Source organism: Streptomyces sp. 2-1 (genome assembly GCF_048564895.1).
Classification (GTDB): domain Bacteria; phylum Actinomycetota; class Actinomycetes; order Streptomycetales; family Streptomycetaceae; genus Streptomyces; species Streptomyces phaeochromogenes.
In genome coordinates, this window is record NZ_CP183383.1 from 5,070,294 (window position 1) to 5,095,249 (window position 24,956).

Sequence of the window (24,956 nt, forward strand, 5' to 3'; positions counted from 1 at the left end):
TACTCCCCAAGGTGGAGGTCCCACTCGACTCGGCGCTTAACCTGACGCGGTGGAAGCGGTCGGGAGCAGTGGTGAGCGCAGTGAAGCGTGAGAGCGCGGGCGGGGTGCGCGGGTGGCGCCCGGCTACCGAGGAGGCGCTGTACGGGCCCTCCGGTTTCTATCGCCGCCCCGAGGGTCCCGCAGGCCATTTCCGCACCTCGGTGCACGCGTCACCGCTGTTCGCGGGGGCCGTGGCCCGGCTCCTGTGCCTCGTCGACGAGGCACTGGCCCACCCCGCCGAACTCGCCTTCGTCGACATGGGCGCGGGCCGCGGCGAGCTGGTGACCGGCGTCCTGAAGGCCCTCCCCGCCGAAGTGGCCTCCCGCGCGCGTGGGTACGCCGTGGAACGGGCCGCCCGCCCCGCCGGACTCGATCACCGGATCGAGTGGCTCCCGGCGCCCCCGCCCGACGTCACGGGCCTCCTGTTCGCCAACGAGTTGCTCGACAACGTGCCCCTGGACGTGGCCGAGGTGGACGCGGAGGGCACGGCACGGCTCGTTCTCGTACGGGAGGACGGGACGGAGTCCCTCGGGGAACCGGTCGCCGGGGCGGAGGCGGAGTGGCTGGCGAGGTGGTGGCCGCTCACCGGGGCTCCAGGCGGCCCGCTGCCGCTCCCCGAAGCTCCGGACGGCCCGCTCCCGCCCGAGGACGTCCGCCCGTCCGCAGCGGGCCTTCAGGGCCCTGCTCAAGGCCTTCACAGCCAGGCCGCCGAGGGTCTCCGCGCCGAGATCGGGCTCCCCAGGGACGCCGCCTGGGCCGCTGCCGTGGCCTCCCTCGGCCGGGGTCTCGCCGTGGCCGTGGACTACGCGCACTTCGCCGGCGCACGCCCGCCCTTCGGAACGCTGACCGGGTTCAGGGACGGCAGGGAGACCGCACCCGTGCCCGACGGCTCCTGTGACATCACCGCGCATGTGGCGCTGGACGCGTGCGCCCTGCCCGGGGCACGGCTGCTGAGCCAGCGGGAGGCACTGGGCGCGCTCGGGGTGAGCGGGGAGCGGCCGTCCCTGAGCCTGGCCTCCACGGACCCGACGGCGTACGTTCGGGCCCTCGCGGGCGCGGGCGAGGCCGCCGAGCTGACCGCCCGGGGCGGACTCGGCGACTTCGGGTGGCTGCTCCAGCCGGTTGGAATTCCGGACCCGCTCCCCGGCGGAAAATCGCCGTCTACGTAGAGCGCGGTTTGCCGGGAGGCCCGGCCGCGATCCGGCCGCCGTACACCGGCCTACTTGTCGATGTCCCCGACCACGAAGAACAGCGACCCCAGGATCGCCACCATGTCCGCGACCAGCGTGCCCGGGAGCAGCTCGGCCAGCGCCTGGATGTTGTTGTACGAGGCCGAGCGGAGCTTCAGCCGGTACGGGGTCTTCTCGCCCTTGCTGACGAGGTAGTAGCCGTTGATGCCGAGGGGGTTCTCGGTCCAGGCGTACGTGTGGCCCTCGGGGGCCTTCAGGACCTTCGGGAGCCGCTGGTTGATGGGGCCGGGGGGCAGCTCCGCGAGCCGGTCCAGACAGGCGTCGGCGAGGTCGAGCGCGACATGGGTCTGCTCCAGGAGGCACTCGAAGCGGGCCAGACAGTCGCCCTCCTGGCGCGTGACGACCTTCAGGGTGTCCTGGAGCTCCCCGTACGCGAGGTACGGCTCGTCCCGGCGCAGGTCGAAGTCGACTCCGGAGGCGCGGGCGATGGGACCGCTCACTCCGTAGGCGTGCACGGCCTCCGGGGAGAGGACGCCCACATCCCTCGTACGCCCGCGGAAGATCTCGTTGCCGAGCACCAGGTCGTCGAAGCGGTCCATGCGGGAGCGCACTCCGGAGACGGACGCACGCGCACGCGTGGTCCATCCGGCGGGCATGTCCTCCTTGAGGCCGCCGACCCGGTTGAACATGTAGTGCATGCGCCCGCCGGAGATCTCCTCCATGACGTGCTGGAGTTCCTCGCGCTCGGTGAAGGCGTAGAAGATCGGCGTGATCCCGCCCAGCTCCAGGGGGTACGACCCCAGGAACATCAGGTGGTTCAGGACCCGGTTCAGCTCCGCGAGCAGCGTGCGCGTCCACACCGCGCGCTCGGGGACCTCCATGCCGAGCATGCGCTCCACGCCGAGGACCACCCCCAGCTCGTTGGAGAAGGCGGAGAGCCAGTCGTGGCGGTTGGCGAGCATGATGATCTGGCGGTAGTCGCGCGCCTCGAAGAGCTTCTCCGCGCCGCGGTGCATATAGCCGATCACCGGCTCCGCGTGCTGGATCCGCTCGCCGTCGAGGACGAGTCGCAGCCGCAGCACCCCATGGGTGGACGGGTGCTGGGGCCCGATGTTGAGCACCATGTCGGTGCTCTCCGCGGCGCCGCCGATGCCGACCATGGTCTCCGTGGGACCCGTCGTAGGAGTCATGGGAACAGTGTCGCGTACGTACGCTTGCGGCATGGAGACGGGGACCTCGGAAAACGCGGGGCAGACAGCGGGGCAGGCGGCGGGCGAGCCGGTGTGGATCGGCCTCCCGCCGGGGCTGCTGAGAATGCGACGGCTGTTGCTGGTGGTGTGGCTGGGGCTGCTGACCATCGGTACGGGCCTGCTGCTCGGTCTGCTCGCCGGACCGGGCTGGGCGGCCTTCGCCCTGCTGCCGCTCGCGGTGCTGCTGTGGGGCTGGCCGATGCTGGGCCGCAACTGGCGGTCCTGGCGGTACGCCGAGCGCGCGGACGACCTGCTGATCAGCCGGGGTGTGCTGTGGCAGGAGGAGACCGTCGTGCCGTACGGGCGCATGCAGTTGGTCGAGGTCACCTCCGGCCCCGTCGAGCGGCACTTCGGGCTGGCGAGCGTGCAGCTGCACACGGCCGCCGCGGCGACGGACGCCCGCATTCCCGGACTGGATCCGGCCGAGGCGGAACGACTGCGCGACCGGCTCACCGAGCTGGGCGAAGCCCGATCGGCGGGGCTGTGACGACGCCGGGCGCCTCCAAGGACGTACGGGACGAGCCCCGGCCCGTACCGGAGGAGGCATCCGTGCCGGAGGCTGCGCCCGTACCGGGCGAAGTGTCCGAGGACGCGGCCGGGCCGCCCGAGCGGCGGCTGCACCCCGTGACGCCGCTGCGGCGCGCGTGGGCTCCGGTCGCCGTGATCGCCGGCTGGGCCGTGCACGACCCCGACCAGGCGCAGCGACAGCTGACCCGGCTCACCACGATGACGCTGCTGGCCGTCCTGGTCGCGGCCGTCCTGGGGGCCGCCCTCTACGGCTTTCTGAGCTGGTGGTTCACCCACTTCGCGGTGACCGACACCGAACTGCGCATCCGTACGGGCCTGGTGTTCCGGCGCACCGCGCACATCCGGCTCGAACGGCTCCAGGCGGTCGACGTCACGCAGCCGCTGCTGGCCCGCGTGGCCGGAGTCGCCAAACTCAAACTCGACGTCGTCGGGACCGACAAGAAGGACGAGCTGGCCTATCTCGGCCAGGAGGAGGCCCGGGTACTGCGGGCCGAACTGCTCGCCCGGGCCGCCGGTTTCGCGCCCGAGACCGCGCACGAGGTGGGCGAGGCGCCGGTCCAGCGGCTGCTCCACGTGCCCGCCGGCGTCCTCGCCGTGTCGCTCGTCCTGACCGGCGCCACCTGGGGAACGCTGGCCGCCGCACTCGTCGTACCGCCGCTGCTGTGGTTCGCCACCCACAGCGTGTGGACGGTCCTCGCGACGGCCCTTCCGCTGCTCGGCGCGGCGGGCGCGAGCAGCGTGGGACGGTTCGTCGGCGAGTACGACTGGACCGTGGGCGAGTCCCCCGACGGGCTCCGCATCGACCACGGCCTCCTCGACCGTACGCACGAGACGGTGCCGCCCGGGCGCGTCCAGACCGTACGCATCGTCGAGCCGCTGCTCTGGCGGCGGCGCGGGTGGGTCCGGGTCGAGCTGGACGTGGCGGGCTCTTCCAACTCCGTGCTCGTGCCGGTCGCTCCGCGCGAGGTCGCCGACGCGGTCGTCGCGCGCGTGCTGCCGGGGGTCACCGTGCCCACCTCACTGGCGCGTCCGCCGCGCCGGGCGGGCTGGTGCGTGCCGTTCTGGTGGCGGGGCTACGGGCTCGCCGTGACCGACACCGTCTTCGTGGCCCGGCACGGGCTGCTGCGCCGCAGCATCGCGCTCGTGCCGCACGCCAAGGTGCAGAGCGTGCGCCTGGAGCAGGGGCCGTGGCAGCGCCACAAGGGGCTCGCCGACGTCCGCGTCGACACCGGCGCCAACAAGACCGTGACGGCCCGGCTGAGGGACGCCGCCGAGGCGTCGGAGCTGCTGTACGGACAGGCGGACCGCTCGCGCACGGGGCGGCGGGAGGCCCGGCCGGACCGGTGGATGGCCTGAGGGCCTCGACCGGCTCGGACGATGCGAACGGCGTGAGGGCAGTGGCGGGTTGCCACTGCCCTCATCACGTACGCGATCCGTTGGGCCCGAGCGGCCCATCGGGGTCTACGAAACCGCGCTGCGCAGTTCCACGAGGTCGATCTGCTCCGTCTCGTCGTGCGCGGTCAGGTCGATGACCTGGCCGACACCGCGGGACTCCTCGCTCACAGGCTTGAACGCGGACTCCGACTCGGCCTTGTGGAGCGCGAGCGCCTCCTGGCCCACCACGTCGGCGAGGTCCTCGTTCTGTACGGCCTCCAGCGCCTCCTCGCCCTTCTGCGTACCGAAGAAGTCGAACCCGCCCTCCACGGAGGGGCGTCGCGCGGGCGAGGCCGGCGCGACCGCGACGGCCGTGGGCACGGTGAAGTGTCCGGAGGGCCGCGCTGCGGGGGTGAGGGCCGCCGCGCTCGTCGGGGAGTGGGTCGTCGCCCCGGTCTCGGGCCGCCGCTGCACACGCGCCACTTCGGACGGCGTGGGCCGCGCGAGGGCGGTGCCCGTCGACGGCTCGGGGGCGGGTGAGGGCTCGGGGGCGGGCGCGGTGCGGGTCGCCGTGGACTGGAGGGGCGTCACGTCGATCGCCGCGGACCGCTTGGGGGCCGTGGTCGTGTCGGTCGCCGTGGACCGCTGGGGGCTCACGTCGGTCGCGGTGGCCCGCGCGTGCGGCCGTACGGTCTCCGCGGGTTGCGTGGCCTTCACGGGCCTCGCGGATATCGGTGCGGTCGCGGCGGCCGTGCGCTCATGGCCGCCGACCGCCTCGGGCTTCCCCCGCGTCTCGCCCTCCTGCCCGGCGTCACCCTTGGGGGCACCCGTCACGGTGCTGCCTGCCGCGGACGCGCCCTTGGCGGAGCCGTTCGGGGAGCCGTTCGGCCGGGGCGCCCGCTTGCCGGGGCCTCCCGGCGAGGGCGAGCCCTTGGGGCCGCCGCCCTTCGTGGTGGTCCGCTTGACCGGTCCGGCCTTCACGGAGGGGCTCGGGGCCGGGGCGTCCTGACCGGAGCCGTCCGCGGCCGTGCCGTCCTGAGCCGAACCGTCCTCGGCGGAGGCGGAATCGGAGACCGAGTCGGCCGCCTCGGGGGCGGTGTCCTCGGTCTCGGCCTCGGCCGTGGTCCCGGCCTCGGTCGCAGAGGAGTCGCCCGTCGCCGAATCCGTCGTGGAGTCGGTCGTCGCCGAACCGTCCTCAGCCGTCACGTCCTCAGCAGGCGCGCCGTCCTCGGGCACGTCCTCCGCGGAGTCGCCCGCCGAACCGGCAACCTCGGTGGCATCGGCCGTACCGACGACTGCGCCCTTCGCGAGCCGGTCCAGCGCCGCGTTGGCCTTCACGTAGAGGACCGAGGCCGCCGCGGACGCCGCGAGGGCGGCCTGGACCGTCGCCGCGGTCGCCTCCGGAACCGCGTCCTGGGCGGAGACGGAGGCCGTCTCGTCCGTATCCGGCGGTATCGAGGCCGCGGCGGGCAACGCCCGGGCCGGAGCCGTCGCTTCTATCTCAAGGAGCCGGCGGCCCTCCAGCGCGGTGGCACGCTCGGTCTCCGCCGTGGCGTATCGCCGCAGCAGCGCGGCGTGTTCGTTGCGCAGCCCCTGCAACTCGGCGCGCTTCGCGCGGAGCCGCTGCTCCAGCTTCGTACGCAGCTCGCGCGACTCGTCGAGGTCGGTCTCGAGTTCGGCGGCCCGCTCCTCGTGACGCCACTCGTCGCTCGCCCGCGCGCGCGTGAGGTCCGCGACCCGTTTGCCCGCCGCCGCGTCCCAGCGGCGCATGACGACCGCGCCCGCGACAGCCGTCGCCGCGGCACCCGCGGCGAGCCCTCGGAGCACCAGCGTTTCGGAGAACAGCCATGGCCCCGCGGCGCAGACGGCGGAGACGCCTGCGATCGCCGAGGGGGGCAACAGCCGGTGCAGAGGTGGGGAATGGCGATGACGTCCTCGTGGCATGGCCAGAAACTTACCGCGCGTAGGCGAATCGTGGTGCCCCGCGGGGCAAAAACACAGCCACACCGAGACCTTCTCACCGCACCATCACCGGGCAATCTCCGCACCGGCCACTCGACAACCACGACTTCGGTCCCTCTTCGGCCGCCCCAACTGCCACTGCGCAGGCCGCTGTTTCTTGATCGCGCCTTCTCCCGAATCAACCCTTCTCCTGCGGATTGCGGAATTCCGAGTGGGGTTCTCGAGGCTTTCTCCCGGCGTCCGGGAAAGACCGTCGGCCATCGCTCATCGATCACTCATCGGTCGCTCAGCCGTCCGCTGATCCACTGCAGGGTCGCCGGGATCTCGCGCCGCCAGGTGTTGAAGTTGTGCCCTCCGCTGTCGAGGATGATCGACGAGATCCGGGTCGGCTTCTTCGCCTGCACCAGGTCGATGAAACGCATCGTCTCCTGGTAGTTGCTCTCGCCGTTCCTGCTGCTGCTGACGAGCAGTGAGGTGTCGGGCGCGGGCCTGTGCTTCAGGTACCACATCAGGTCGGCGCGGTTCTTCAACTCCTCGTTCCCATGGAAGAGATCGCCCGTCGTGGGATCGCTCGGCGCCCTGTAGTAGGGGGAAAGGCCCGCCCCGGCCGCGTATGTCTCCGGGTGGTGGATCGCGAGCTTCAGCGCGCAGTATCCGCCCGTCGAATCGCCGACGATTCCCCAGCTCCCGGGCTTTTTGCCCACCCTGTAGTGGTGCGACACCGCGTCGGGCAGGTCCTTGGCGAAGAACGACTCGGTCTTCGGGCCGCCGGGAACGTCCACGCATTCCGTGTCGCGCGGCGGTGCGACGGTCGGCCGCATCATGACCAGGATCATCGGCTGCATCGTGCCGTTCTTCGCCAGCCGGTGGGCGGTCTGCGGATAGTGCAGGCCCTTGATGAGCGCCTCGGCGGTGCCCGGATAGCCGGTCAGTACGACAGTCGCCGGGAACGTACGGGTGCGGTACTGCGGTTGGAAGTACTCCGGCGGCAGATAGACGTACGCGGGAGACGCGATATGGGTCCGCCGGCCCACGATGTCGACCTTCTGGATCTGCCCGCCGATCTGCGGTCGCGTCCCGCCGGAGACGTTCACCTGTCGTGTGTCGACCACTTGGAGAGGGCCGTTCGTGCCTGAGGCGTCATGGTCGACCACGATGCCCTGGCCCGACTCCTGACCGAACAGGTCGGCCCAGCTGGCGTAGAACCCGAAAGCCTGGTTGGCACCGAGGCCGATCGACGCGAAGATCGCGACCTGAGTGGCCAGCAGGAGGCCGATCCGCCCCGACACGGCACGCCAGTTGCGACGTGCGAGCCGCGGCCACCACCACACCGTGCCGACGAACAGCAGCACCGCGAAGAGGACCGCGAATGCCAGCACTTTGTTGCTCGTGAGACCCATGGGCTGTTCCTGCCTGCGCTTTCCGGCCGGTGACGGGCGCCGCTTCCTTCACGGCGCCTTGCCCCGGTCTTTCCTTGCCCTTTGAAACGGTTTTCCGATGGGGAGTGAACCTGTCTCCCCAAGACACCGTCCTAGAGGGCGCAATGTCGCCGGATGCCGGATTGGCACCGGATTCAAGGTCTCTCGCAGAACTACGGGATGCGATGTCTGTCAGGATAGATGGGGAAATGTCGGGCGAGGTTCCGGCTCGAACGGGCCGACTGCGGGGCGTACTCCGCGGTCCGCGCCCCGAGGCCGTTCCCGCCCTGGTCGCCAGGGCCTGCACGCTCGTAGGGCTTCTGGACATCGCCGCGGGTGTCTTCCCGCGCTTCCGCAACAGCCGTATGCACACGCTCGCCGAGGTACTGCCGGGCGCGTTCGGCCCGTTCGCCGCCGCCCTGTCCCTCAGCGCGGGCGTCCTGCTGCTGCTCCTCGCCCACGGTCTGCGCCGGCGCAAGCGGCGGGCGTGGCGGGCCGCCGTGATCCTGCTCCCGCTGGGCGCCCTCGCCCAGTTCACCTACCGGCACTCGCTCATCGGGGTCCTCATCTCGCTGGCGCTGCTCGCCCCGTTGCTGCGCCACCGGAGTGAGTTCAAGGCGCTGCCCGACCCGCGCAGCCGCTGGCGCGCCCTCGCCAACTTCGTCCTCATGGGGGCGGGTTCACTCCTGCTGGGCCTGGTCATCGTCAGCGTCCATCCCCACCGGATGGTCGGCAATCCGAGCCTCGCGGACCGCATCAGCCATGTGCTGTACGGCCTGTTCGGCTTCGAGGGGCCGGTCGACTACCAGGGCACCACGTCCTGGACGGTGGCCTTCTCCCTCGGCGCGCTCGGCCTGCTGACCGCGGTGACCACCATCTACCTGGCCTTCCGCCCCGAACACCCGGCCGCACGCCTGACGGAGGACGACGAGACCCGGCTGCGCGCCCTCCTGGACAAGCACGGCGGCCGCGACTCACTCGGCCACTTCGCGCTCCGCCGCGACAAGGCGGTCGTCTTCTCGCCGAGCGGCAAGGCGGCGGTGACGTACCGCGTCGTCTCCGGGGTGATGCTCGCCAGCGGCGACCCGATCGGCGACGTCGAGGCCTGGCCCGGCGCGATCGAACGCTTCATGGACGAGGCGAAGGCCCACTCCTGGACCCCCGCCGTCATGGGCTGCTCCGAGACGGGCGGCGAGGTCTGGACCCGCGAGACCGGCCTCGACGCCCTCGAACTGGGCGACGAGGCGGTGGTGAAGGTCGCGGATTTCTCCTTGGCCGGACGCGCGATGCGGAACGTACGCCAGATGGTGAAGCGCATCGAGCGAGCCGGTTACGAGACCCGCGTACGGCGCATCCGTGACCTCAGCGAGGGCGAGCTGGACCGGATCCGGCGCGCCGCGGAGGCCTGGCGCGGCACGGACACCGAACGCGGCTTCTCCATGGCACTCGGCCGCATCGGCGACCCGGAGGACGGCGACTGTCTCATCGCGACGGCCCACAAGGAAGACACCGTTCCCGGCCCGTACCGGGACCTGAAGGCCGTACTGCACTTCGTCCCCTGGGGCACCGACGGGGTCTCCCTGGACCTCATGCGCCGCGACCGCTCGGCGGACCCGGGCATGAACGAGCTCCTCATCGTGGCGGCCCTCCAGGCGGCCCCCCGTCTGGGCGTCGCCCGTGTGTCCCTGAACTTCGCGATGTTCCGCTCGGCCCTGGCCCGCGGCGAGAAGATCGGCGCGGGCCCCGTCCTGCGGGCCTGGCGCGGGCTGCTGGTGTTCCTCTCCCGCTGGTTCCAGATCGAGTCGCTGTACAAGTTCAACGCGAAGTTCCGCCCCTACTGGGAGCCCCGTTTCGTCGTCTACCGCTCCTCCCGCGACCTCCCCCGCATCGGCTTCGCCGCCATGCAGGCCGAGGGCTTCGTGAACCTCGCCCTCCCCCGCCTCCTGCGCCGCCGCGCCCCGGCCCCGCGCCCCTGCGCCCACGCGGTGACGGAACGGGACGTACGAGCGGCGTAACCGCCTCCGCACCCCCGTCCCCGCCCCGCCCCGCAGACCCCGACCGCCACGCGACGCCCACCCCCGCGCCGCGCGGCGGTCGGTTCGCTGTGCCCCTTCAGGGGTGCGGGGCTGTGACATGTGCGGCTCCGCCGCGTGGGCGCGACCAGCCCGACACAACCCGCGCCCCAAAACGGAACCTGCGGGAGCACCCCCACCCGGTCAGGGCGACCAACCGCTCACCTCCGGGGGCCTAGGCTTGAGGTCATGAGCAAAAGGAGCGGGCGCAGCCAAGTCGCGGGACTCCCGGAGTGGGACCGCTGCGCGGTCATGGGCGTCGTGAACGTGACCCCCGATTCCTTCTCGGACGGCGGCCACTGGTTCGACACGACCGCCGCCGTCAAGCACGGCCTCGACCTGGTCGCGGAGGGCGCGGACCTGGTCGACGTGGGCGGCGAGTCCACCCGCCCCGGCGCCGCCCGCGTCGACGAGGCGGAGGAGCTCAAGCGCGTCATCCCGGTGGTCCGGGGCCTCGCCTCGGAGGGGGTCACCGTCTCGGTCGACACGATGCGCGCCTCCGTGGCCGAGCGCTCGCTCGCCGCGGGCGCCGTCCTCGTCAACGACGTCAGCGGCGGCCTCGCCGACCCGGCGATGATCCCGGCCGTCGCCGCCGCGGGCGCCCCCTTCGTGGTCATGCACTGGCGCGGCTTCCTCCAGGGCAGCACCGTACGAGGGTCGTACGTGGACGTCGTCTCCGAAGTCGTCGCCGAGCTCCACACACGCGTGGAGGCCGTTCTGGCGGGCGGTGTCGCCGCGGACCGCATAGTCGTCGACCCGGGCCTCGGCTTCTCCAAGGAGGCCGAGCACGACCTGATCCTGCTCGCCCACCTCGACCGTCTCAGGGAGCTCGGGCACCCCGTGCTGGTGGCCGCCTCCCGCAAGCGGTTCCTGGGCCGCGTACTGGCGGGCCCCGAGGGCGCCCCGCCGCCCGCCCGGGAGCGGGACGCCGCCACCGCGGCCGTCTCCGCGCTCGCCGCCCACCAGGGCGCGTGGGCCGTCCGCGTCCACGAGGTACGGGCCACCGCCGACGCCGTCCGGGTCGCCCGGGCCGTGGAGGGCGCCCGGACCGCAGAGGGAGACCGGTGAGCGCCCCCCAGACGGACGTCGAGCAGGTCGAACTCGCCAACACCGCCTTCTACGAGGCGATGGAGCGGGGCGACTTCGAGGAGCTGTCGTCGATCTGGCTGACCCCGTCCGACCTGGGCCACGACGAGGAGTACCACGACCCCGCCCAGGCCGGCGAGGTCTCCTGCGTCCACCCCGGCTGGCCCGTGCTCAACGGCCGGGGCGAGGTCCTGAGGTCGTACGCGCTGATCATGGCGAACACCGAGTACATCCAGTTCTTCCTGACCGACGTGCACGTTTCGGTCACCGGCGACACCGCCCTGGTGACCTGTACGGAGAACATCCTCAGCGGCGGCCCGGCGCCCGAGGACAGTGACGAACTCGGCCCGCTCGTGGGCCAGCTCGTCGTCGCCACGAATGTGTTCCGCCGCACACCCGAGGGCTGGAAACTCTGGTCCCACCACGCCTCACCCGTACTGGCCGAATCCGGCGAGGAAGAAGAGGACGAGTCGCCCGCTTGAGTGGGTAAGGGCCAAGCAGAGGTTGAGATCACCAGGCCCGGGGTATGCGCGGCTACCAGCCCGTTAGCCGTCGCGTTCCCCCAGGAGAACACTCGATGAACCCTCCTCGCCCCCGCCCGGGGCGAGCCCCCTGCGGGCGAGCACTGTCAGTGCTCGCAGGTAGATTCGAATGAGGCTGGTGTTGCCGACCGCACTCGGGAGAGCCCGCCGTTACCGACGACTGCAGGAGTGATTCGCGTGGATCGTGTCGCGCTGCGCGGCCTCAGGGCCCGTGGGCACCACGGTGTCTTTCCCGAGGAACGCGAAGAGGGCCAGACCTTCGTCGTGGACCTCACGCTGGGCCTGGACACCCGGCCCGCCGCGGCCGACGACGACCTCACGAAAACCGTGCACTACGGCATCGTGGCGGAGGAGGTCGTGGCCGTCGTCGAGGGCGAGCCGGTGAACCTCATCGAGACGCTCGCCGAGCGCATCGCGCAGACGTGCCTCAAGCACGAGGGGGTCCAGGAGGTCGAGGTGTGCGTCCACAAGCCGGGCGCCCCGATCACGGTTCCCTTCGACGACGTGACCGTCACCATCACCCGGAGCCGAGTATGACCGCGTTCACCGAGGGCCACAGCGACCCGACCGTACAGCCGGTGCCCGCCTCCGTGGTGGAGCGTGTGGACGCCGCCGACACGACCCTGCAGAACCCCAGGCGCGCCGTGCTCTCCCTCGGCTCGAACCTCGGCAACCGTCTGGAGACCCTCCAGGGCGCCATCGACGCCCTGGAGGACACCCCGGGCGTCCGCATCAAGGCGGTCTCTCCGGTGTACGAGACGGAGCCGTGGGGCGTGGATCCGGGCAGCCAGCCGACGTACTTCAACGCGGTGATCGTGCTGAAGACGACCCTCCCGCCCTCCTCGCTCCTGGAGCGCGCCCACGCGGTCGAGGAGGCCTTCCACCGCGTCCGGGACGAGCGCTGGGGGCCCCGCACGATCGACGTGGACATCGTGGCGTACGCGGACGTGGTCTCGGACGACCCGGTGCTGACCCTCCCGCACCCCCGGGCCCACGAGCGCGCCTTCGTCCTGGCGCCCTGGTACGACGTGGAGCCCGAGGCCCAGCTCCCCGGCCGCGGCCCCGTGGCGCACCTCCTCGCCGACGTCCCCAGGGAAGGTGTCGCGCCCCGCGCCGACCTGGAACTCCAGCTGCCCGAGTAGTCGTTAAGGTCGAGACGCACACAGGCGGGTCGATCGAAGGGGCAATGTGAAAGAGCTGCGCATCAGGACGCTGGCCGCGGTGTTCATCGTCGCCGGGTTGCTGTCCTGGGCGGGTGCCCGCCTGTGGAACTCGGTCGGGACACTCCCCCGGGTCCCGCTGGCCGCCCCCATCGTCCTCGCTCTGATCGCCGTCGTGCTCCTGGCCACGGCGCTCTCCCTGCGGGCCCGTCTCAAGGCCCAGCGCGAGCGCCGCCCGGACGCGAAGGGCGTCGACCCCATGATGGCGGCCCGATCGGTCGTTTTCGGCCAGGCCAGCGCCCTCGTGGCCGCCCTCGTCGCCGGTATGTACGGCGGCACGGGCGTCTTCCTCCTGGAGTCCCTCGACATCCCCGCCCGCCGGGACCAGGCCATCTACGCCGGCTTCTCGGTCCTCGCCGGCATCGCCGTCATAGCGGCCGCCTTCTTCCTGGAGCGCGTCTGCAAACTCCCGGAGGACGACGACACGAACGGCGGCACGGCCCGCGCGACGTAGCGGGGCGCAGCCCCGTAGTCCCAGGGGCGCGGGGAACCGCGCACCCAGCGACAACCAACCCGCACGCACCTCGAAGCGCTCCCACGAGGGAAAACGCACCCCGCGAAGGGCCCCCGCGCTCAGCGAGCCATGATCAGACTCATGGCCTCATTACGCGTCGCGGCATCCCGCAGCTGCCCCCGAACGGCCGACGTTATGGTCTTGGCCCCCGGCTTGCGAATCCCCCGCATGGACATGCACATGTGCTCGCACTCGACGACCACGATCACGCCACGCGGCTCCAGGATCTCCATCAGGGATTCGGCGATCTGCGTGGTGAGCCGTTCCTGCACCTGTGGCCGCCGGGCGTAGACGTCCACGAGCCGCGCCAGCTTCGACAGCCCCGTGATCTTTCCGTTCGTGCTCGGGATGTACCCGACGTGGGCGACGCCCCTGAACGGCACCAGATGGTGCTCGCAGGTCGAGAACACCTCGATGTCCTTCACCAGGATCATCTCGTCGTGGCCGAGATCGAACGTCGTCGTCAGAACGTCCTCGGGCGTCTGCCACAACCCCGCGAAGATCTCCTTGTACGCCCGGGCCACCCGCCCCGGCGTCTCCCGCAGCCCCTCACGGTCCGGGTCCTCACCGACCGCGATCAGCAGCTCTCGTACGGCGTTCTCGGCGCGCTTCTCGTCGAATTCGCCGATCGTGCCCTCGCCGTCCAGCGTCACGGGATCGGTCATCTCGTGCCTCGTTCCTGAGCCTGTGACGCGTACGGATCACGCGTCTCATGTTCGGGCATACAACGATGCCGCGCCCCCCAGGCTAAGACCTGGGGGGCGCGGCATTTCGTTCCGGACCTGGTGAGGTGTATCGCACCCGAGCCTGGATCAGCTCTCGGAACGGTCCTCCGGGGCCGACTCGGTCACCGGGAGCGCCTCGGTGGAGGCCTTGGTGCTCGCGGTGATCGCGGGGCTGGCGCCGTTCGTCCCGTTCGTCAGTGACAGCTCCCTGGGGGAGAGCACCGGCGGGCGGGTGGACGGCGTGCGCCGGGAGGAACCGGTCCACGCGGGGCGGGCCGGACGCTTGATGAGGGGAGCGAAGACCTCAGCGATCTGCTCCTTGCTCAGCGTCTCCTTCTCCAGCAGCTGGAGGACCAGCGCATCGAGCACGTCGCGGTTCTCGACCAGGATCTCCCAGGCCTCGTTGTGCGCGTTCTCGATGAGCTTCTTGACCTCTTCGTCGACGAGCGCGGCGACCTCTTCCGAGTAGTCGCGCGGGTGCGACATCTCCCGGCCCAGGAAGGGCTCGGTGTTGTCGCCGCCGAACTTGATCGCGCCGAGACGCTCGGTCATGCCGTACTGCGTGACCATCGCGCGGGCCGTGGCGGTGGCCTTCTCGATGTCGTTCGCGGCACCCGTGGTCGGGTCGTGGAAGACGAGCTCCTCGGCCGCGCGCCCGCCCAGCATGTATGCCAGCTGGTCGAGCATCTCGTTGCGGGTCGTGGAGTACTTGTCCTCGTCGGGCAGGACCATCGTGTAGCCGAGAGCACGGCCTCTGGAGAGGATCGTGATCTTGTGGACCGGGTCGGAGTTCGGAGACGCCGCCGCGACCAGGGCGTGTCCGCCCTCGTGGTACGCGGTGATCTTCTTCTCCTTGTCCGACATGATCCGGGTCCGCTTCTGCGGGCCCGCGACCACACGGTCGATCGCCTCGTCGAGCATGTTGTTGTCGATGAGCTTCAGGTTGCTGCGTGCGGTGAGCAGCGCGGCTTCGTTCAGCACGTTCGACAGGTCGGCGCCCGTGAAGCCGGGCGTACGCCGGGCAACCGCGCCCAGGTCGACGTCCGGAGCGACCGGCTTGCCCTTCTGGTGGACCTTGAGGATCTCCAGACGGCCCTGCATGTCCGGGCGGTCGACCGCGATCTGGCGGTCGAAGCGGCCGGGGCGCAGGAGGGCCGGGTCGAGGATGTCCGGACGGTTCGTGGCGGCGATGAGAATCACACCGCCCTTGACGTCGAAGCCGTCCATCTCGACGAGCAGCTGGTTCAGCGTCTGCTCGCGCTCGTCGTGACCACCGCCGAGGCCGGCGCCGCGATGGCGGCCGACCGCGTCGATCTCGTCGACGAAGACGATCGCCGGGGCGTTCGCCTTGGCCTGCTCGAAGAGGTCACGGACTCGGGATGCACCGACACCGACGAACATCTCGACGAAGTCGGAACCGGAGATCGAGTAGAACGGGACGCCCGCCTCACCCGCGACAGCACGCGCGAGCAGCGTCTTGCCCGTACCGGGAGGCCCGTACAGGAGCACGCCCTTGGGGATCTTCGCGCCGACGGCCTGGAACTTCGCCGGCTCCTGGAGGAACTCCTTGATCTCGTGGAGCTCCTCGACCGCCTCGTCCGAGCCCGCCACATCGGCGAACGTCGTCTTCGGGGTGTCCTTGGTGATGAGCTTCGCCTTGGACTTCCCGAAGTTCATGACCCGGGAGCCGCCGCCCTGCATCTGATTCATCAGGAACAGGAAGACAACGACGATGAGGACGAAGGGGAGCAGGGACAGCAGGATGCCGACGAAAGCGTTCTGCTTGGTCGGCGAGACCGTGTAGCCGTCCGGAATCTGCTTGTTCTGGTACTTGTCCTGGAGGGTGGTGGCCAGGGCTACGCCCTGGTCGCCGATGTAGCTCGCCTGGATCTTCGAGCTGCCCTCGACCTTTGTACCGTCCTTGAGCTCGATCTTGATGACCTGCTCGTCGCCGGTGGTGAGCTTGGCCTGCTGGACCTTGTTGTCATTGATCGCCTGGACGACCTGGCCTGTGTCCACCGTCTTGTAGCCACCGGACGAGCCGACGACCTGCATCAACACGACCACGGCAAGGACGGCCAGCACGATCCACATGACCGGCCCACGGAAGTATCGCTTCACGTCCATCCATACGGAGCGGTGCCGCCCCGTCCCTCCTGCCATAGTGAGTTTGATAAGACTGTTCTTCGGACGGTACCTCAGCATTGTCACCCGAAGCTGCGCGGTCCGGCTGACAAACCCGTCTACGCATGCTCCAACGGCGCGAAACCCGCTGGGGTTCCCGGACGTCCTACAGGGGTTGGACCCCTGTCAGTGGGACGCCGTCCCACCAGGGTGCCTCAACCGCCGTAGACGTGAGGCGCGAGCGTACCGACGAACGGCAGGTTCCGGTACTTCTCCGCGTAGTCGAGGCCGTACCCGATGACGAACTCGTTGGGAATGTCGAAGCCGACCCACTCCACGTCGATCGCGACCTTCGCGGCCTCCGGCTTGCGCAGCAGCGTGCACACCTTGAGCGACGCGGGCTCGCGGGAGCCGAGGTTGGAGATGAGCCAGGAGAGTGTGAGCCCGGAGTCGATGATGTCCTCGACGATCAGGACGTGCTTGCCCTTGATGTCGGTGTCGAGGTCCTTGAGGATCCGCACCACTCCGGAGGACTGGGTGCCCGCCCCGTACGAGGACACCGCCATCCAGTCCATGGTGACGGGGGTGGACAGGGCCCGGGCCAGGTCCGCCATGACCATCACGGCGCCCTTGAGGACACCGACGATCAGCAGGTCCTTGCCCGCGTACTCCGCGTCGATCTTCGCAGCCAGCTCGCCCAGCTTCGCGTCGATCTCTTCCTTGGTGATGAGCACCGACTGGAGGTCGGTGCCCAGGTCTTTCGCGTCCACCCGCATCACTTTCGGTCGTCCCACCGGCTGCTTCCCGGCCCTCCCCGAAGAGGAGCCGCTCCCCGAAGGGGTTGCCCTCCGGGGCGGGTCGCTCCCCGAAGGGGAACCCTTTTTCAGCCTTGCCGAATCACCAGTCTGCCACCCTGCCGCTGGGCGACGACTTTGCCCGGGAGGTTGATGGCTCCCTGACCGCGCCATCCGGTGATCAGCCGGTCGACCTCTTCGATGTGCCGGGCGAACAGCGAACCGGCGGGCGCCCCGGCCTCGATGGCGGCGCGGCGCAGGATGCGGCGGCGCACGGCGGGCGGCAGGGCGTACAGCTTGGCGCACTCCAGGAGGCCCGTGGCGTCGCGCACGGACGCCTCGGCCTGACCCGCCCACGCGTCGAGCGCGTCGGCGTCGTCACGGGACAACTGGGCCGTACGGGCGAGTGCCTCGACGACGCCCTTGCCGAGCGCCTTCTCCAGGGCGGGCAGTCCCTCGTGGCGCAGCCGGGAACGGGTGTACGCCGGATCCGCGTTGTGCGGGTCGTCCCACACGGGCAGGGACTGGACCATGCAGGCCTTGCGGGCGGTCTGCCGGTCGAGGTGCAGGAAGGGGCGGCGGTAGCGGCGGGCGGCTCCCGGCCCTCCGGAGACGGCGGCCATTCCGGACAGGGAACGGATGCCGGAGCCGCGGGCCAGGCCGAGCAGGACGGTTTCGGCTTGGTCGTCGCGGGTGTGGCCGAGCAGGACCGCGGCGGCGCCGTGGCGCTCGGCGGCGGCGTCCAGGGCGCCGTAGCGGGCGTCGCGGGCGGCGGCCTCGGGCCCGCCGTCCCGGCCGACGGTGACGGCCACGGACTCGACCGGGGCCAGGCCGAGTTCGTTCAGGCGCAGCACGACCTCCGCGGCACGCAGGTCGGAGCCGGGCTGCAGACCGTGGTCCACGGTGACACCGCCGGCGCGGATGCCGAGTTTGGGGGCTTCGAAGGCGAGGGCGGAGGCGAGCGCCATGGAGTCGGCGCCGCCGGAGCACGCGACGAGCACGAGCGGCGGGGGCGGCTGCTCGTGCGAGGTGCCCGGGGAGGCGGAGGTGGCGGAGGTGGCGTCTGGGGAGGGCGTGTGGTCGGTGAGGACGTCATGGAGCACGCGGCGGACCGCCAGGCGTATCGCCGCGACCGCAGGATGGGGACCCATGTCCGGTTCCCTTCATGAAATTGTCGGGGGGTGAGCCCGAGATTCGGTCACTCAGAGTGTGTAGATGGTGACAGAACCGGGCCGTTCCCCGAGCATTGCACGCCTACCCATCGCTCACGGTCCCTCGGACGGGTGATTGGAGGGGCGTTCACCTGCCGTCGGCCGGATTCAATTCACGACTCTGCCTTACGGTGCACCCGCGCGACCCAGTCCGCCGGTTTGGCGATCTCCGACTTGGTGGGGAGCGTGTTCGGTGAGGTCCACACCCGGTTGAAGCCGTCCATGCCGACCTCGTCCACGACCGCGCGTACGAATCGCTCCCCGTCGCGGTACTGGCGCAGTTTGGCGTCGAGGCCGAGGAGCTTGCGCAGGGCCAGGTCCAGGCGGGAGGCGCCGCGGGCGCGTCGCTGCTGGAACTTCTCGCGGATCTCGGCGACGGACGGGACGACGGCGGGGCCGACGCCGTCCATCACGAAGTCGGCGTGGCCCTCCAGGAGGGACATCACGGCGGTCAGCCGGCCGAGGATCTCGCGCTGGGCCGGGGTCTGCACGATCTCGACGATGGAGCGCTGGTCGTCGCCCTCCTCGCCCTCGGGCCGGCCGCCCGCGAGGGACTGGGCGGCCTCACGGACGCGCTCCAGGACCGTCATGGGGTCGACCTCGGTCTCTCCCAAGAACGACTGGATTTCGCCCTCGAGGTGGTCACGCAGCCAGGGCACGGCCGTGAACTGCGTGCGGTGGGTCTCCTCGTGGAGGCAGACCCAGAGCCGGAAGTCGTGGGGCTGTACGTCGAGTTCGCGCTCCACGTGCACGATGTTCGGCGCCACCAGGAGGAGGCGTCCGCCGCCGTTCTCACCGGCCGGGAGTTCTCGGGTGGCCGGGGCGAACGTCTCGTACTGGCCGAGGACCCGGGAGGAGAGGAAGGACAGCAGCATGCCCAGCTCGACGCCGGTGACCTTGCCGCCGACGGCGCCCAGGACGGCTCCGCCGGGGGTGCTGCCGCGACGTTCCTGCATCTTGTCGAGCAGCGGTTTGAGCAGCTCCCGGAACCCGGCGACGTTGGCCCGGACCCAGCCCGGGCGGTCGACGACGAGGATGGGAGTGTCGTGGAGGTCGTCGCCGCCCATCCGCGTGAAGCCGCGGACGTGCTCCTCCGAGGCCTTCGCGTGCCGGCGCAGCTCCGCGACGACGGCCCTGGCCTCGTCGCGGCTCACTTCTGGGCCCGGCCTTACGAGCCGGGTCGCGGTCGCCACCGCGAGATTCCAGTCGACCATCTCCGCACCACCGATGCTCGTCATGCAGTCAACCGTACGTGAGCGCTGCCGCTTGGGGCAGGGAGTGGACCGCAGGGGTGCCTCTTGTGGAAACCGTAGGGGTACCCCTTGTGGAAAACGTGCGGGTCCACTGCGGCTGGGCGCGCCCACGCGGCGGAGCCGCATATCGACACGGCCCCGCGCCCCTTTCGGGGCGCCCTCGGCATGCTCAGTTGCAGCCGCACGTGGCCAGCGTCGACGCCAGGGCGTCCAGGCCCTTCTGGGTGGCCGTGGGCTCGGTGGGTGGGTCGGAGGCGGTCAGGAAGGCGAAGGCCAGGAGGTGGCCGTCCGTGTCCACGACCGTGCCCGCCAGAGTGTGTACGCCGGTCAGGGTGCCCGTCTTGGCGCGTACGAGGCCGGTGCCGGGCTGGCCGGCGTAGCGCCCGCTGAGGGTGCCGGTGAAACCGGCCACCGGAAGGCCCGTGAGGGCGGGGCGGAGCTCGGGGTGGGCCGGGTCGGCGGCCTTGGCCAGCAGGGCGGTGAGCAGGTCCGCGGTGAGCTTGTCGGCGCGGTCCAGGCCGCTGCCGTCGGCGAACTCCGCGCCCTTGAGAGGCAGTCCGAGCTTCTTCAGCTGCTTGCGGATGGCGGTGCCGCCGCCCTTGAAGCTCGCCGGTTCGCCCGCGGCGACTGCCGTCTGGCGGGCCAGGGCCTCGGCGATGTCGTTGTCGCTGTTGGTCAGCATGCGTTCGACCAGGGCGGACAGGGGCGGGGACTTCACCGTGGCGAGGGCCTTGGCGCGGTCGGTCGCCTCGGCGGGGACGGGGTCCGCGGTCTTGATGCCGCGGTCCTTCAGCAGCTCCGCGAACTTCTTCGCCGCGTCGGCAGCCGGTTGCTCGGTGCGCTTGGCGGTGCCGCTGGAGGTGTCGTCGAGACGGCCCTCGTCGGCCATCAGGGCGGTCACCCGGGCGACGTTGGTGTTGTCGAGCCCGATCGGGTGCACGTCGGGGCCCTCGTACAGCGAGGTGTCGTACGAGAGGGTCACCTCGTCGGTCTTGCGGTCCTTCAGGGCGCGGGCGGTCTCGTCGGCGAGGGTGCGCAGGCTCGCGTTGCCCTCCGCGTCCTTGCGGGCGGTCAGTGTGGGGTCGCCGCCGCCGACGAGGACGACCTTCTCGGAGTCGGGTTCGAGGACCGTACGGGTCGCGATGCGGTGGTCGGCGCCCGCCGCGGTGAGGGCCGCGACGGCCGTGGCGATCTTCGTGGTGGACGCCGGGCTCAGCGCGTCGCCCGCGCCCTTGCCGTACAGGCGCTTCCCGGTGGCCAGGTCGACGACTGCGGCCGTACGTTCGGTGCCGAGCGCGGCGTTGTCGAGGAGCGGGCCGAGGACGTCGGCCAGGGCCTTCTCCGTGGGGGACGGCCCGGCGCCGACGGAGCCGCTGAGTCCGGTGAGCACGGACGCGGCGCTGGGGGCGGGCGCCGGCGCCTTTCCGGACGTACCGGACACATGACCGTGATCTGCGCCACCTGCGCGCCCCTGCGATGCGGCCCAGTCACGCTCCGCCGTACGCTGACCGGTGGAGTCCCAGGGCCCGGCCGCAGTGACCACGGTGGCCGCCACGACGAGTCCGAGGGTGGCGGCGCCCGCCGTGAACTGCACGGTCGACGGCTGCGTGACCAGCGGCTTCACGGCTCCTGCGGCCCGGACGAGCGGTGGCTTCACTGCTTCCACGGCCCGTACGAGTTGCGGTCTCACGGACCGCGCGACCCGCACCACATGCGGTCTCGCGGCCCGCCAAGCCTTCAGCTCTGGCACGACCACCAGCCCCTTTCGCGATCACACACCTGCGTGAGGGACACTTAACCACCAGAACTATGTGCTGATCATGGAGGAGCCACCGGTGGAGTTCGACGTCACGATCGAGATTCCGAAGGGTTCACGGAACAAGTACGAGGTGGACCACGAGACCGGTCGGATCCGTCTGGACCGTCGCCTCTTCACCTCGACCAGTTACCCGGCCGACTACGGATTCGTCGAGAACACCCTCGGCGAGGACGGCGACCCGCTGGACGCGCTGGTCATCCTGGACGAGCCGACCTTCCCCGGCTGCCTCATCCAGTGCCGCACGATCGGCATGTTCCGTATGACGGACGAGGCCGGCGGCGACGACAAGCTGCTGTGCGTGCCCGCGCACGACCCCCGTGTGGAGCACCTGCGGGACATCCACCACGTGTCGGAGTTCGACCGTCTGGAGATCCAGCACTTCTTCGAGGTCTACAAGGACCTGGAGCCGGGCAAGTCCGTCGAGGGCGCCAACTGGGTGGGCCGTACGGACGCCGAGGCCGAGATCGAGCGGTCCTACAAGCGGTTCAAGGAGACGGGCGGTCACTGACCCCTGTGGCCTGAGGGCCGCGTGACCCCCACGGGGTCGCGCGGCCCCTTTGTCTGTCAGTGCGCATACTGAGGCGTACTGGAATGTGCGATTCAGGAGTCGTGGGTGACCGAGCCGGAGGCGGAAGACCGTAAGCCGCAGTCGGACGAGGCGAGGAGCGCGTTCGTCCCGCCCGCCGGTGTGGTGGCGCAGGCCGCGCCGGTCGAGGAGGAGTCCTCGACGACGTCGGAGTTCGCGCTACCCAAGGGGCTCGACGTCCCGGCGGTGCCCGCCACCGATTCGGAGGGGTCGGCGTTCAGCACGCCGCGGACGTACAGCGCGAAGCACGCGCTTGCCGCCTTCACCCCGCCCGCCGGCATACCGCGCGTCGATCTCACCAAGGACGTCCCCTGGCAGGACCGCATGCGCACGATGCTGCGCATGCCGGTCGCCGAGCGGCCCGTCCCCGAGACCGTGCAGAAGACGGAGGACGAGGGTCCGGCCGTCCCGCGCGTGCTCGACCTGACCCTGCGTATCGGCGAGTTGCTGCTCGCGGGCGGCGAGGGCGCCGAGGACGTGGAGGCGGCGATGTTCGCCGTCTGCCGCTCGTACGGCCTCGACCGCTGCGAGCCGGGCGTCACCTTCACGCTGCTGTCCATCTCGTACCAGCCGTCGCTGGTCGAGGATCCGGTGACCGCGTCGCGGACCGTGCGGCGCCGGGGCACCGACTACACGCGTCTGGCGGCCGTCTACCAGCTCGTCGACGACATCAGCGACGACCAGACCGAGGTCTCCCTGGAGGAGTCCTACCGGCGGCTCGCGGAGATCCGGCGCAACCGGCACCCGTACAGCGGCTGGCTGCTGACCATGGCCACCGGGGGCCTCGCGGGCGCGGCCTCCGTGCTCGTCGGCGGTGACGCGATCGTGTTCGTCGCGGCCGCCATCGGCGCGATGCTCGGCGACCGGCTGGCGTGGCTGTGCGCGGGGCGCGGGCTGCCGGAGTTCTACCAGTTCACGGTGGCCGCGATGCCGGCCGCCGCGATGGGTGCCGCTCTGACGATCGCGCACGTCGACGTGCGGGCGTCCGCGGTGATCACCGGTGGGCTGTTCGCGCTGCTGCCCGGACGGGCGCTGGTGGCGGGCGTGCAGGACGGGCTGACCGGCTACTACATCACCGCGGCGGCCCGGCTCCTGGAAGTCATGTACTTCTACGTCGGCATCGTCATCGGCGTCCTCGTGATCCTGTACTTCGGTGTGAAGCTGGGCGCCGAGCTCAATCCGGACGCGGCCCTGCAGTCCTCCAACCGGCCGGGGTGGCAGATCGCCGCGTCGATGCTCCTGACGCTCTGCTTCGCGGTGCTGCTCCAGCAGGAACGTTCCACCGTGCTGATCGTGACGCTCAACGGGGGCGTGGCGTGGAGCGTGTACGGGGCCATGCACTACGTGGGCGAGATCTCGCCCGTCGCCTCCACGGCCGCGGCGGCCGGGCTCGTGGGGCTGTTCGGGCAGCTGCTGTCGCGGTATCGGTTCGCTTCGGCGTTGCCCTACACCACCGCGGCGATCGGGCCCCTGTTGCCAGGGTCGGCCACGTATTTCGGGCTGCTGGCGATCGCTCAGAACGATGTCGATGAGGGGCTGGTGTCGCTCACCAAGGCGGCCGCCCTTGCGATGGCCATCGCCATCGGGGTGAATCTGGGGTCCGAGATCTCTCGGTTGTTCATGCGGTTGCCTGGTGCTTCCGCAGGGGCGCGGAGGGCTGCGAAGCGCACCCGCGGGTTCTGAGGTGCGGGTTGGACGTGGCTCGGTGCGCAGTTCCCCGCGCCCCTATAGGGGCGCGTTTCAGGTGGCCTCAGTCAGTCAGTTCTGTGGGTAGTTCTGGCCGTACGGGTAGCCCTGGTTCTGGTCCTGGGGGTACGGGTCCTGCGGGTACTGCTGCTGGTTCTGGGGCGGGTAGTTCTGGGGGTACTGCTGGGCGTACTGGTCCTGGCCCTGGGGGTAGCCGCCGTAGCCCTGGTCCTGGGGGTAGGGCTGCTGCTGGTACTGCTGGTTCTGGCCGTTGTCGTGGCCGTTGCCGTAGTAGTCGTCCTGGCCGTTCTGGTGGGCCGGGGGGATGCGGCGGAGCTGGGTCGTCTGGTCGTCCATGACGTGGGGCGCCGGGGGCATGTGGGCCGCCGGGGGCTGCTGCTGCGGGTTCTTCTTGGACTTACTGCGGGCCCGCATGAACTCGATGATGATCGGGACCACCGAGATGAAGACGATCAGGAGCAGGATCGGCTCGATGTTCTTCTTCACGAAGTCGATCTGGCCGAGCCAGGAGCCGAGCAGTGTGACGCCCGCGCCCCAGAGGATGCCGCCGACCACGTTGAAGATCAGGAACGAGCGGTACTTCATGCCGCTGACGCCGGCGATGATCGGCGTGAACGTACGAACGATGGGCACGAAGCGGGCCAGGACCAGGGACTTGGGGCCGTACTTCTCGAAGAACTCGTGGGCCTTGAACACGTTCTCCTGTTTGAAGAGGCGCGAGTCCGGCCGGGTGAAGAGCGAAGGCCCCACCTTCTTGCCGAACATGTAGCCCACCTGGTCGCCGACGATCGCGGCGATGCAGATCAGCACGATGGCGGCCCACAGCGGGAAGTCCAGCTGGTTCGACGTGATCAGCAGACCCGCCGTGAACAGCAGGGAGTCACCCGGCAGAAAGAAGCCGATGAGCAGGCCGGACTCGGCGAAGACGATCAGGAGCAGGCCCCAGATGCCGAACGAGTCGAGAAGGTAGTCCGGATCCAACCAGCTTGGGCCGAGGGCAAGCGTCGTCGTCACGATTCCGGACTCCTGAAGGGTGGTGGATGCGGCAGGCGAGGGTGTGGCCGACCAAAGTTATCAACGCAGCATGAAGGGTCCAGGTTCCACCGACTCCTACAGGATGCACTGTGCCCCGACTGGGACAAAGCTGTGAGCCATGGGAATCGAAGAATACGGCGGCGGTCAGGGACCCCAGCCCGACGTACTGGTCGTGACGACGAACGACGTGCCCGGCTACCGGGTCGAGCAGGTCGTCGGTGAGGTCTTCGGGCTGACCGTGCGCTCCAGGCATCTGGGCAGCCAGATCGGTGCGGGCCTGAAGTCGATGATCGGCGGCGAGCTCAAGGGGCTCACCAAGACGCTCGTGGAGACCCGCAACCAGGCGATGGAACGGCTCGTCGAGCAGGCACGCGCGCGGGGCGCCAACGGTGTGCTGGCGTTCCGCTTCGACGTGACCGAGGCGTCGGACGTCGGGACGGAGGTGTGCGCCTACGGCACGGCCGTGGTGATGGTGAAGGAGTAGGGCGGGCGGCGGCGGTAGGGGTA

The 24,956-nt window shown here is 70.6% G+C and carries 22 protein-coding genes; 12 read left to right on the forward strand and 10 right to left on the reverse strand.

What is annotated here, in order from left to right; genetic code table 11:
• Nucleotides 1–80 precede the first annotated feature (80 nt).
• On the forward strand, nt 81–1,208 hold the full coding sequence (locus ACN20J_RS22300) for an SAM-dependent methyltransferase (protein ID WP_419668927.1): 1,128 nt from the start codon (nt 81–83) through the stop codon (nt 1,206–1,208).
• A gap of 50 nt (nt 1,209–1,258) precedes the next feature.
• Here the strand turns inward: ACN20J_RS22300 and ACN20J_RS22305 are convergent, their stop codons facing one another.
• Nucleotides 1,259–2,419, reverse strand: a complete 1,161-nt coding sequence (locus tag ACN20J_RS22305; RefSeq protein ID WP_359716708.1) for an NADH-quinone oxidoreductase subunit D — start codon at nt 2,417–2,419, stop codon at nt 1,259–1,261.
• A 31-nt stretch (nt 2,420–2,450) separates the two neighbouring features.
• On the opposite strand from ACN20J_RS22305, the gene ACN20J_RS22310 reads away from it, so the two are divergent.
• Together ACN20J_RS22310 and ACN20J_RS22315 are read left to right on the forward strand one after the other, a co-directional pair.
• Nucleotides 2,451–2,966 carry a PH domain-containing protein gene (locus ACN20J_RS22310; RefSeq protein ID WP_189843160.1) on the forward strand — a complete coding sequence of 172 codons (516 nt, stop codon included), beginning with the start codon at nt 2,451–2,453 and terminating at the stop codon, nt 2,964–2,966.
• Nucleotides 2,963–4,363 carry a PH domain-containing protein gene (locus ACN20J_RS22315; RefSeq protein ID WP_419666612.1) on the forward strand — a complete coding sequence of 467 codons (1,401 nt, stop codon included), beginning with the start codon at nt 2,963–2,965 and terminating at the stop codon, nt 4,361–4,363. Before ACN20J_RS22310 ends, ACN20J_RS22315 begins: the two co-directional genes overlap by 4 nt.
• Nucleotides 4,364–4,468: 105 nt before the next feature.
• On the opposite strand, the gene ACN20J_RS22320 is transcribed toward ACN20J_RS22315, so the two are convergent.
• Nucleotides 4,469–6,325, reverse strand: coding sequence for a hypothetical protein (locus ACN20J_RS22320; RefSeq protein WP_419666613.1), 1,857 nt, complete (start codon nt 6,323–6,325; stop codon nt 4,469–4,471).
• Nucleotides 6,326–6,618: 293 nt separating this feature from the next.
• Complete coding sequence (locus ACN20J_RS22325) at nt 6,619–7,743, reverse strand: alpha/beta hydrolase (protein WP_190230635.1); 1,125 nt, start codon at nt 7,741–7,743, stop codon at nt 6,619–6,621.
• Between the two features lie 227 nt (nt 7,744–7,970).
• Here ACN20J_RS22325 and ACN20J_RS22330 point away from each other — a divergent pair, with 227 nt between their 5' ends.
• The 6 genes from ACN20J_RS22330 to ACN20J_RS22355 all read left to right on the forward strand — a co-directional run bounded on the left by ACN20J_RS22330 (nt 7,971) and on the right by ACN20J_RS22355 (nt 13,135).
• Entirely contained in the window at nt 7,971–9,776 is a 1,806-nt protein-coding gene (locus ACN20J_RS22330) for a phosphatidylglycerol lysyltransferase domain-containing protein (protein ID WP_419666614.1), read from the forward strand.
• A gap of 246 nt (nt 9,777–10,022) precedes the next feature.
• Nucleotides 10,023–10,901, forward strand: coding sequence for a dihydropteroate synthase (gene folP, locus ACN20J_RS22335; RefSeq protein ID WP_419666615.1), 879 nt, complete (start codon nt 10,023–10,025; stop codon nt 10,899–10,901).
• Nucleotides 10,898–11,401 carry a nuclear transport factor 2 family protein gene (locus tag ACN20J_RS22340; protein ID WP_189843166.1) on the forward strand — a complete coding sequence of 168 codons (504 nt, stop codon included), beginning with the start codon at nt 10,898–10,900 and terminating at the stop codon, nt 11,399–11,401. Before folP ends, ACN20J_RS22340 begins: the two co-directional genes overlap by 4 nt.
• Before the next feature lie 237 nt (nt 11,402–11,638).
• Entirely contained in the window at nt 11,639–11,998 is a 360-nt protein-coding gene (gene folB / locus ACN20J_RS22345; protein WP_190230633.1) for a dihydroneopterin aldolase, read from the forward strand.
• Complete coding sequence (gene folK / locus ACN20J_RS22350; protein ID WP_361893568.1) at nt 11,995–12,603, forward strand: 2-amino-4-hydroxy-6-hydroxymethyldihydropteridine diphosphokinase; 609 nt, start codon at nt 11,995–11,997, stop codon at nt 12,601–12,603. Before folB ends, folK begins: the two co-directional genes overlap by 4 nt.
• 46 nt (nt 12,604–12,649) lie before the next feature.
• The gene (locus ACN20J_RS22355) at nt 12,650–13,135 is read left to right on the forward strand and encodes a DUF3180 domain-containing protein (RefSeq protein ID WP_189843168.1); all 486 of its coding nucleotides are present in this window, start codon (nt 12,650–12,652) and stop codon (nt 13,133–13,135) included.
• A 119-nt stretch (nt 13,136–13,254) separates the two neighbouring features.
• Here ACN20J_RS22355 and folE read toward each other — a convergent pair whose 3' ends face one another.
• From folE to dacB, 6 genes are all read right to left on the reverse strand, one after another.
• Nucleotides 13,255–13,860: a GTP cyclohydrolase I FolE gene (folE, locus tag ACN20J_RS22360; protein WP_055610774.1), complete on the reverse strand. Its 606-nt coding sequence runs from the start codon at nt 13,858–13,860 to the stop codon at nt 13,255–13,257.
• Nucleotides 13,861–14,007: 147 nt separating this feature from the next.
• Nucleotides 14,008–16,047 (reverse strand): ATP-dependent zinc metalloprotease FtsH, encoded by a 2,040-nt coding sequence (gene ftsH, locus ACN20J_RS22365; RefSeq protein WP_055610773.1) that lies wholly within the window; start codon nt 16,045–16,047, stop codon nt 14,008–14,010.
• A gap of 212 nt (nt 16,048–16,259) precedes the next feature.
• Nucleotides 16,260–16,820 carry a hypoxanthine phosphoribosyltransferase gene (hpt, locus tag ACN20J_RS22370; RefSeq protein ID WP_055610772.1) on the reverse strand — a complete coding sequence of 187 codons (561 nt, stop codon included), beginning with the start codon at nt 16,818–16,820 and terminating at the stop codon, nt 16,260–16,262.
• Nucleotides 16,821–16,927: 107 nt separating this feature from the next.
• On the reverse strand, nt 16,928–17,989 hold the full coding sequence (gene tilS / locus ACN20J_RS22375) for a tRNA lysidine(34) synthetase TilS (protein WP_361893564.1): 1,062 nt from the start codon (nt 17,987–17,989) through the stop codon (nt 16,928–16,930).
• A gap of 173 nt (nt 17,990–18,162) precedes the next feature.
• The gene (locus tag ACN20J_RS22380) at nt 18,163–19,287 is read right to left on the reverse strand and encodes a zinc-dependent metalloprotease (RefSeq protein ID WP_189843170.1); all 1,125 of its coding nucleotides are present in this window, start codon (nt 19,285–19,287) and stop codon (nt 18,163–18,165) included.
• A 184-nt stretch (nt 19,288–19,471) separates the two neighbouring features.
• The gene (gene dacB / locus ACN20J_RS22385) at nt 19,472–21,058 is read right to left on the reverse strand and encodes a D-alanyl-D-alanine carboxypeptidase/D-alanyl-D-alanine-endopeptidase (protein WP_419666616.1); all 1,587 of its coding nucleotides are present in this window, start codon (nt 21,056–21,058) and stop codon (nt 19,472–19,474) included.
• Nucleotides 21,059–21,137: 79 nt separating this feature from the next.
• On the opposite strand from dacB, the gene ACN20J_RS22390 reads away from it, so the two are divergent.
• Both ACN20J_RS22390 and ACN20J_RS22395 read left to right on the forward strand, forming a co-directional pair.
• Nucleotides 21,138–21,629: an inorganic diphosphatase gene (locus ACN20J_RS22390; RefSeq protein ID WP_033321679.1), complete on the forward strand. Its 492-nt coding sequence runs from the start codon at nt 21,138–21,140 to the stop codon at nt 21,627–21,629.
• Nucleotides 21,630–21,734: 105 nt separating this feature from the next.
• Nucleotides 21,735–23,390 (forward strand): threonine/serine ThrE exporter family protein, encoded by a 1,656-nt coding sequence (locus ACN20J_RS22395; RefSeq protein WP_246575427.1) that lies wholly within the window; start codon nt 21,735–21,737, stop codon nt 23,388–23,390.
• Between the two features lie 75 nt (nt 23,391–23,465).
• Here the strand turns inward: ACN20J_RS22395 and ACN20J_RS22400 are convergent, their stop codons facing one another.
• On the reverse strand, nt 23,466–24,428 hold the full coding sequence (locus ACN20J_RS22400) for a DedA family protein (protein ID WP_419666617.1): 963 nt from the start codon (nt 24,426–24,428) through the stop codon (nt 23,466–23,468).
• 139 nt (nt 24,429–24,567) lie between these two features.
• Here ACN20J_RS22400 and ACN20J_RS22405 point away from each other — a divergent pair, with 139 nt between their 5' ends.
• Entirely contained in the window at nt 24,568–24,933 is a 366-nt protein-coding gene (locus ACN20J_RS22405; protein WP_055610766.1) for a YbjQ family protein, read from the forward strand.
• Nucleotides 24,934–24,956 lie beyond the last annotated feature (23 nt).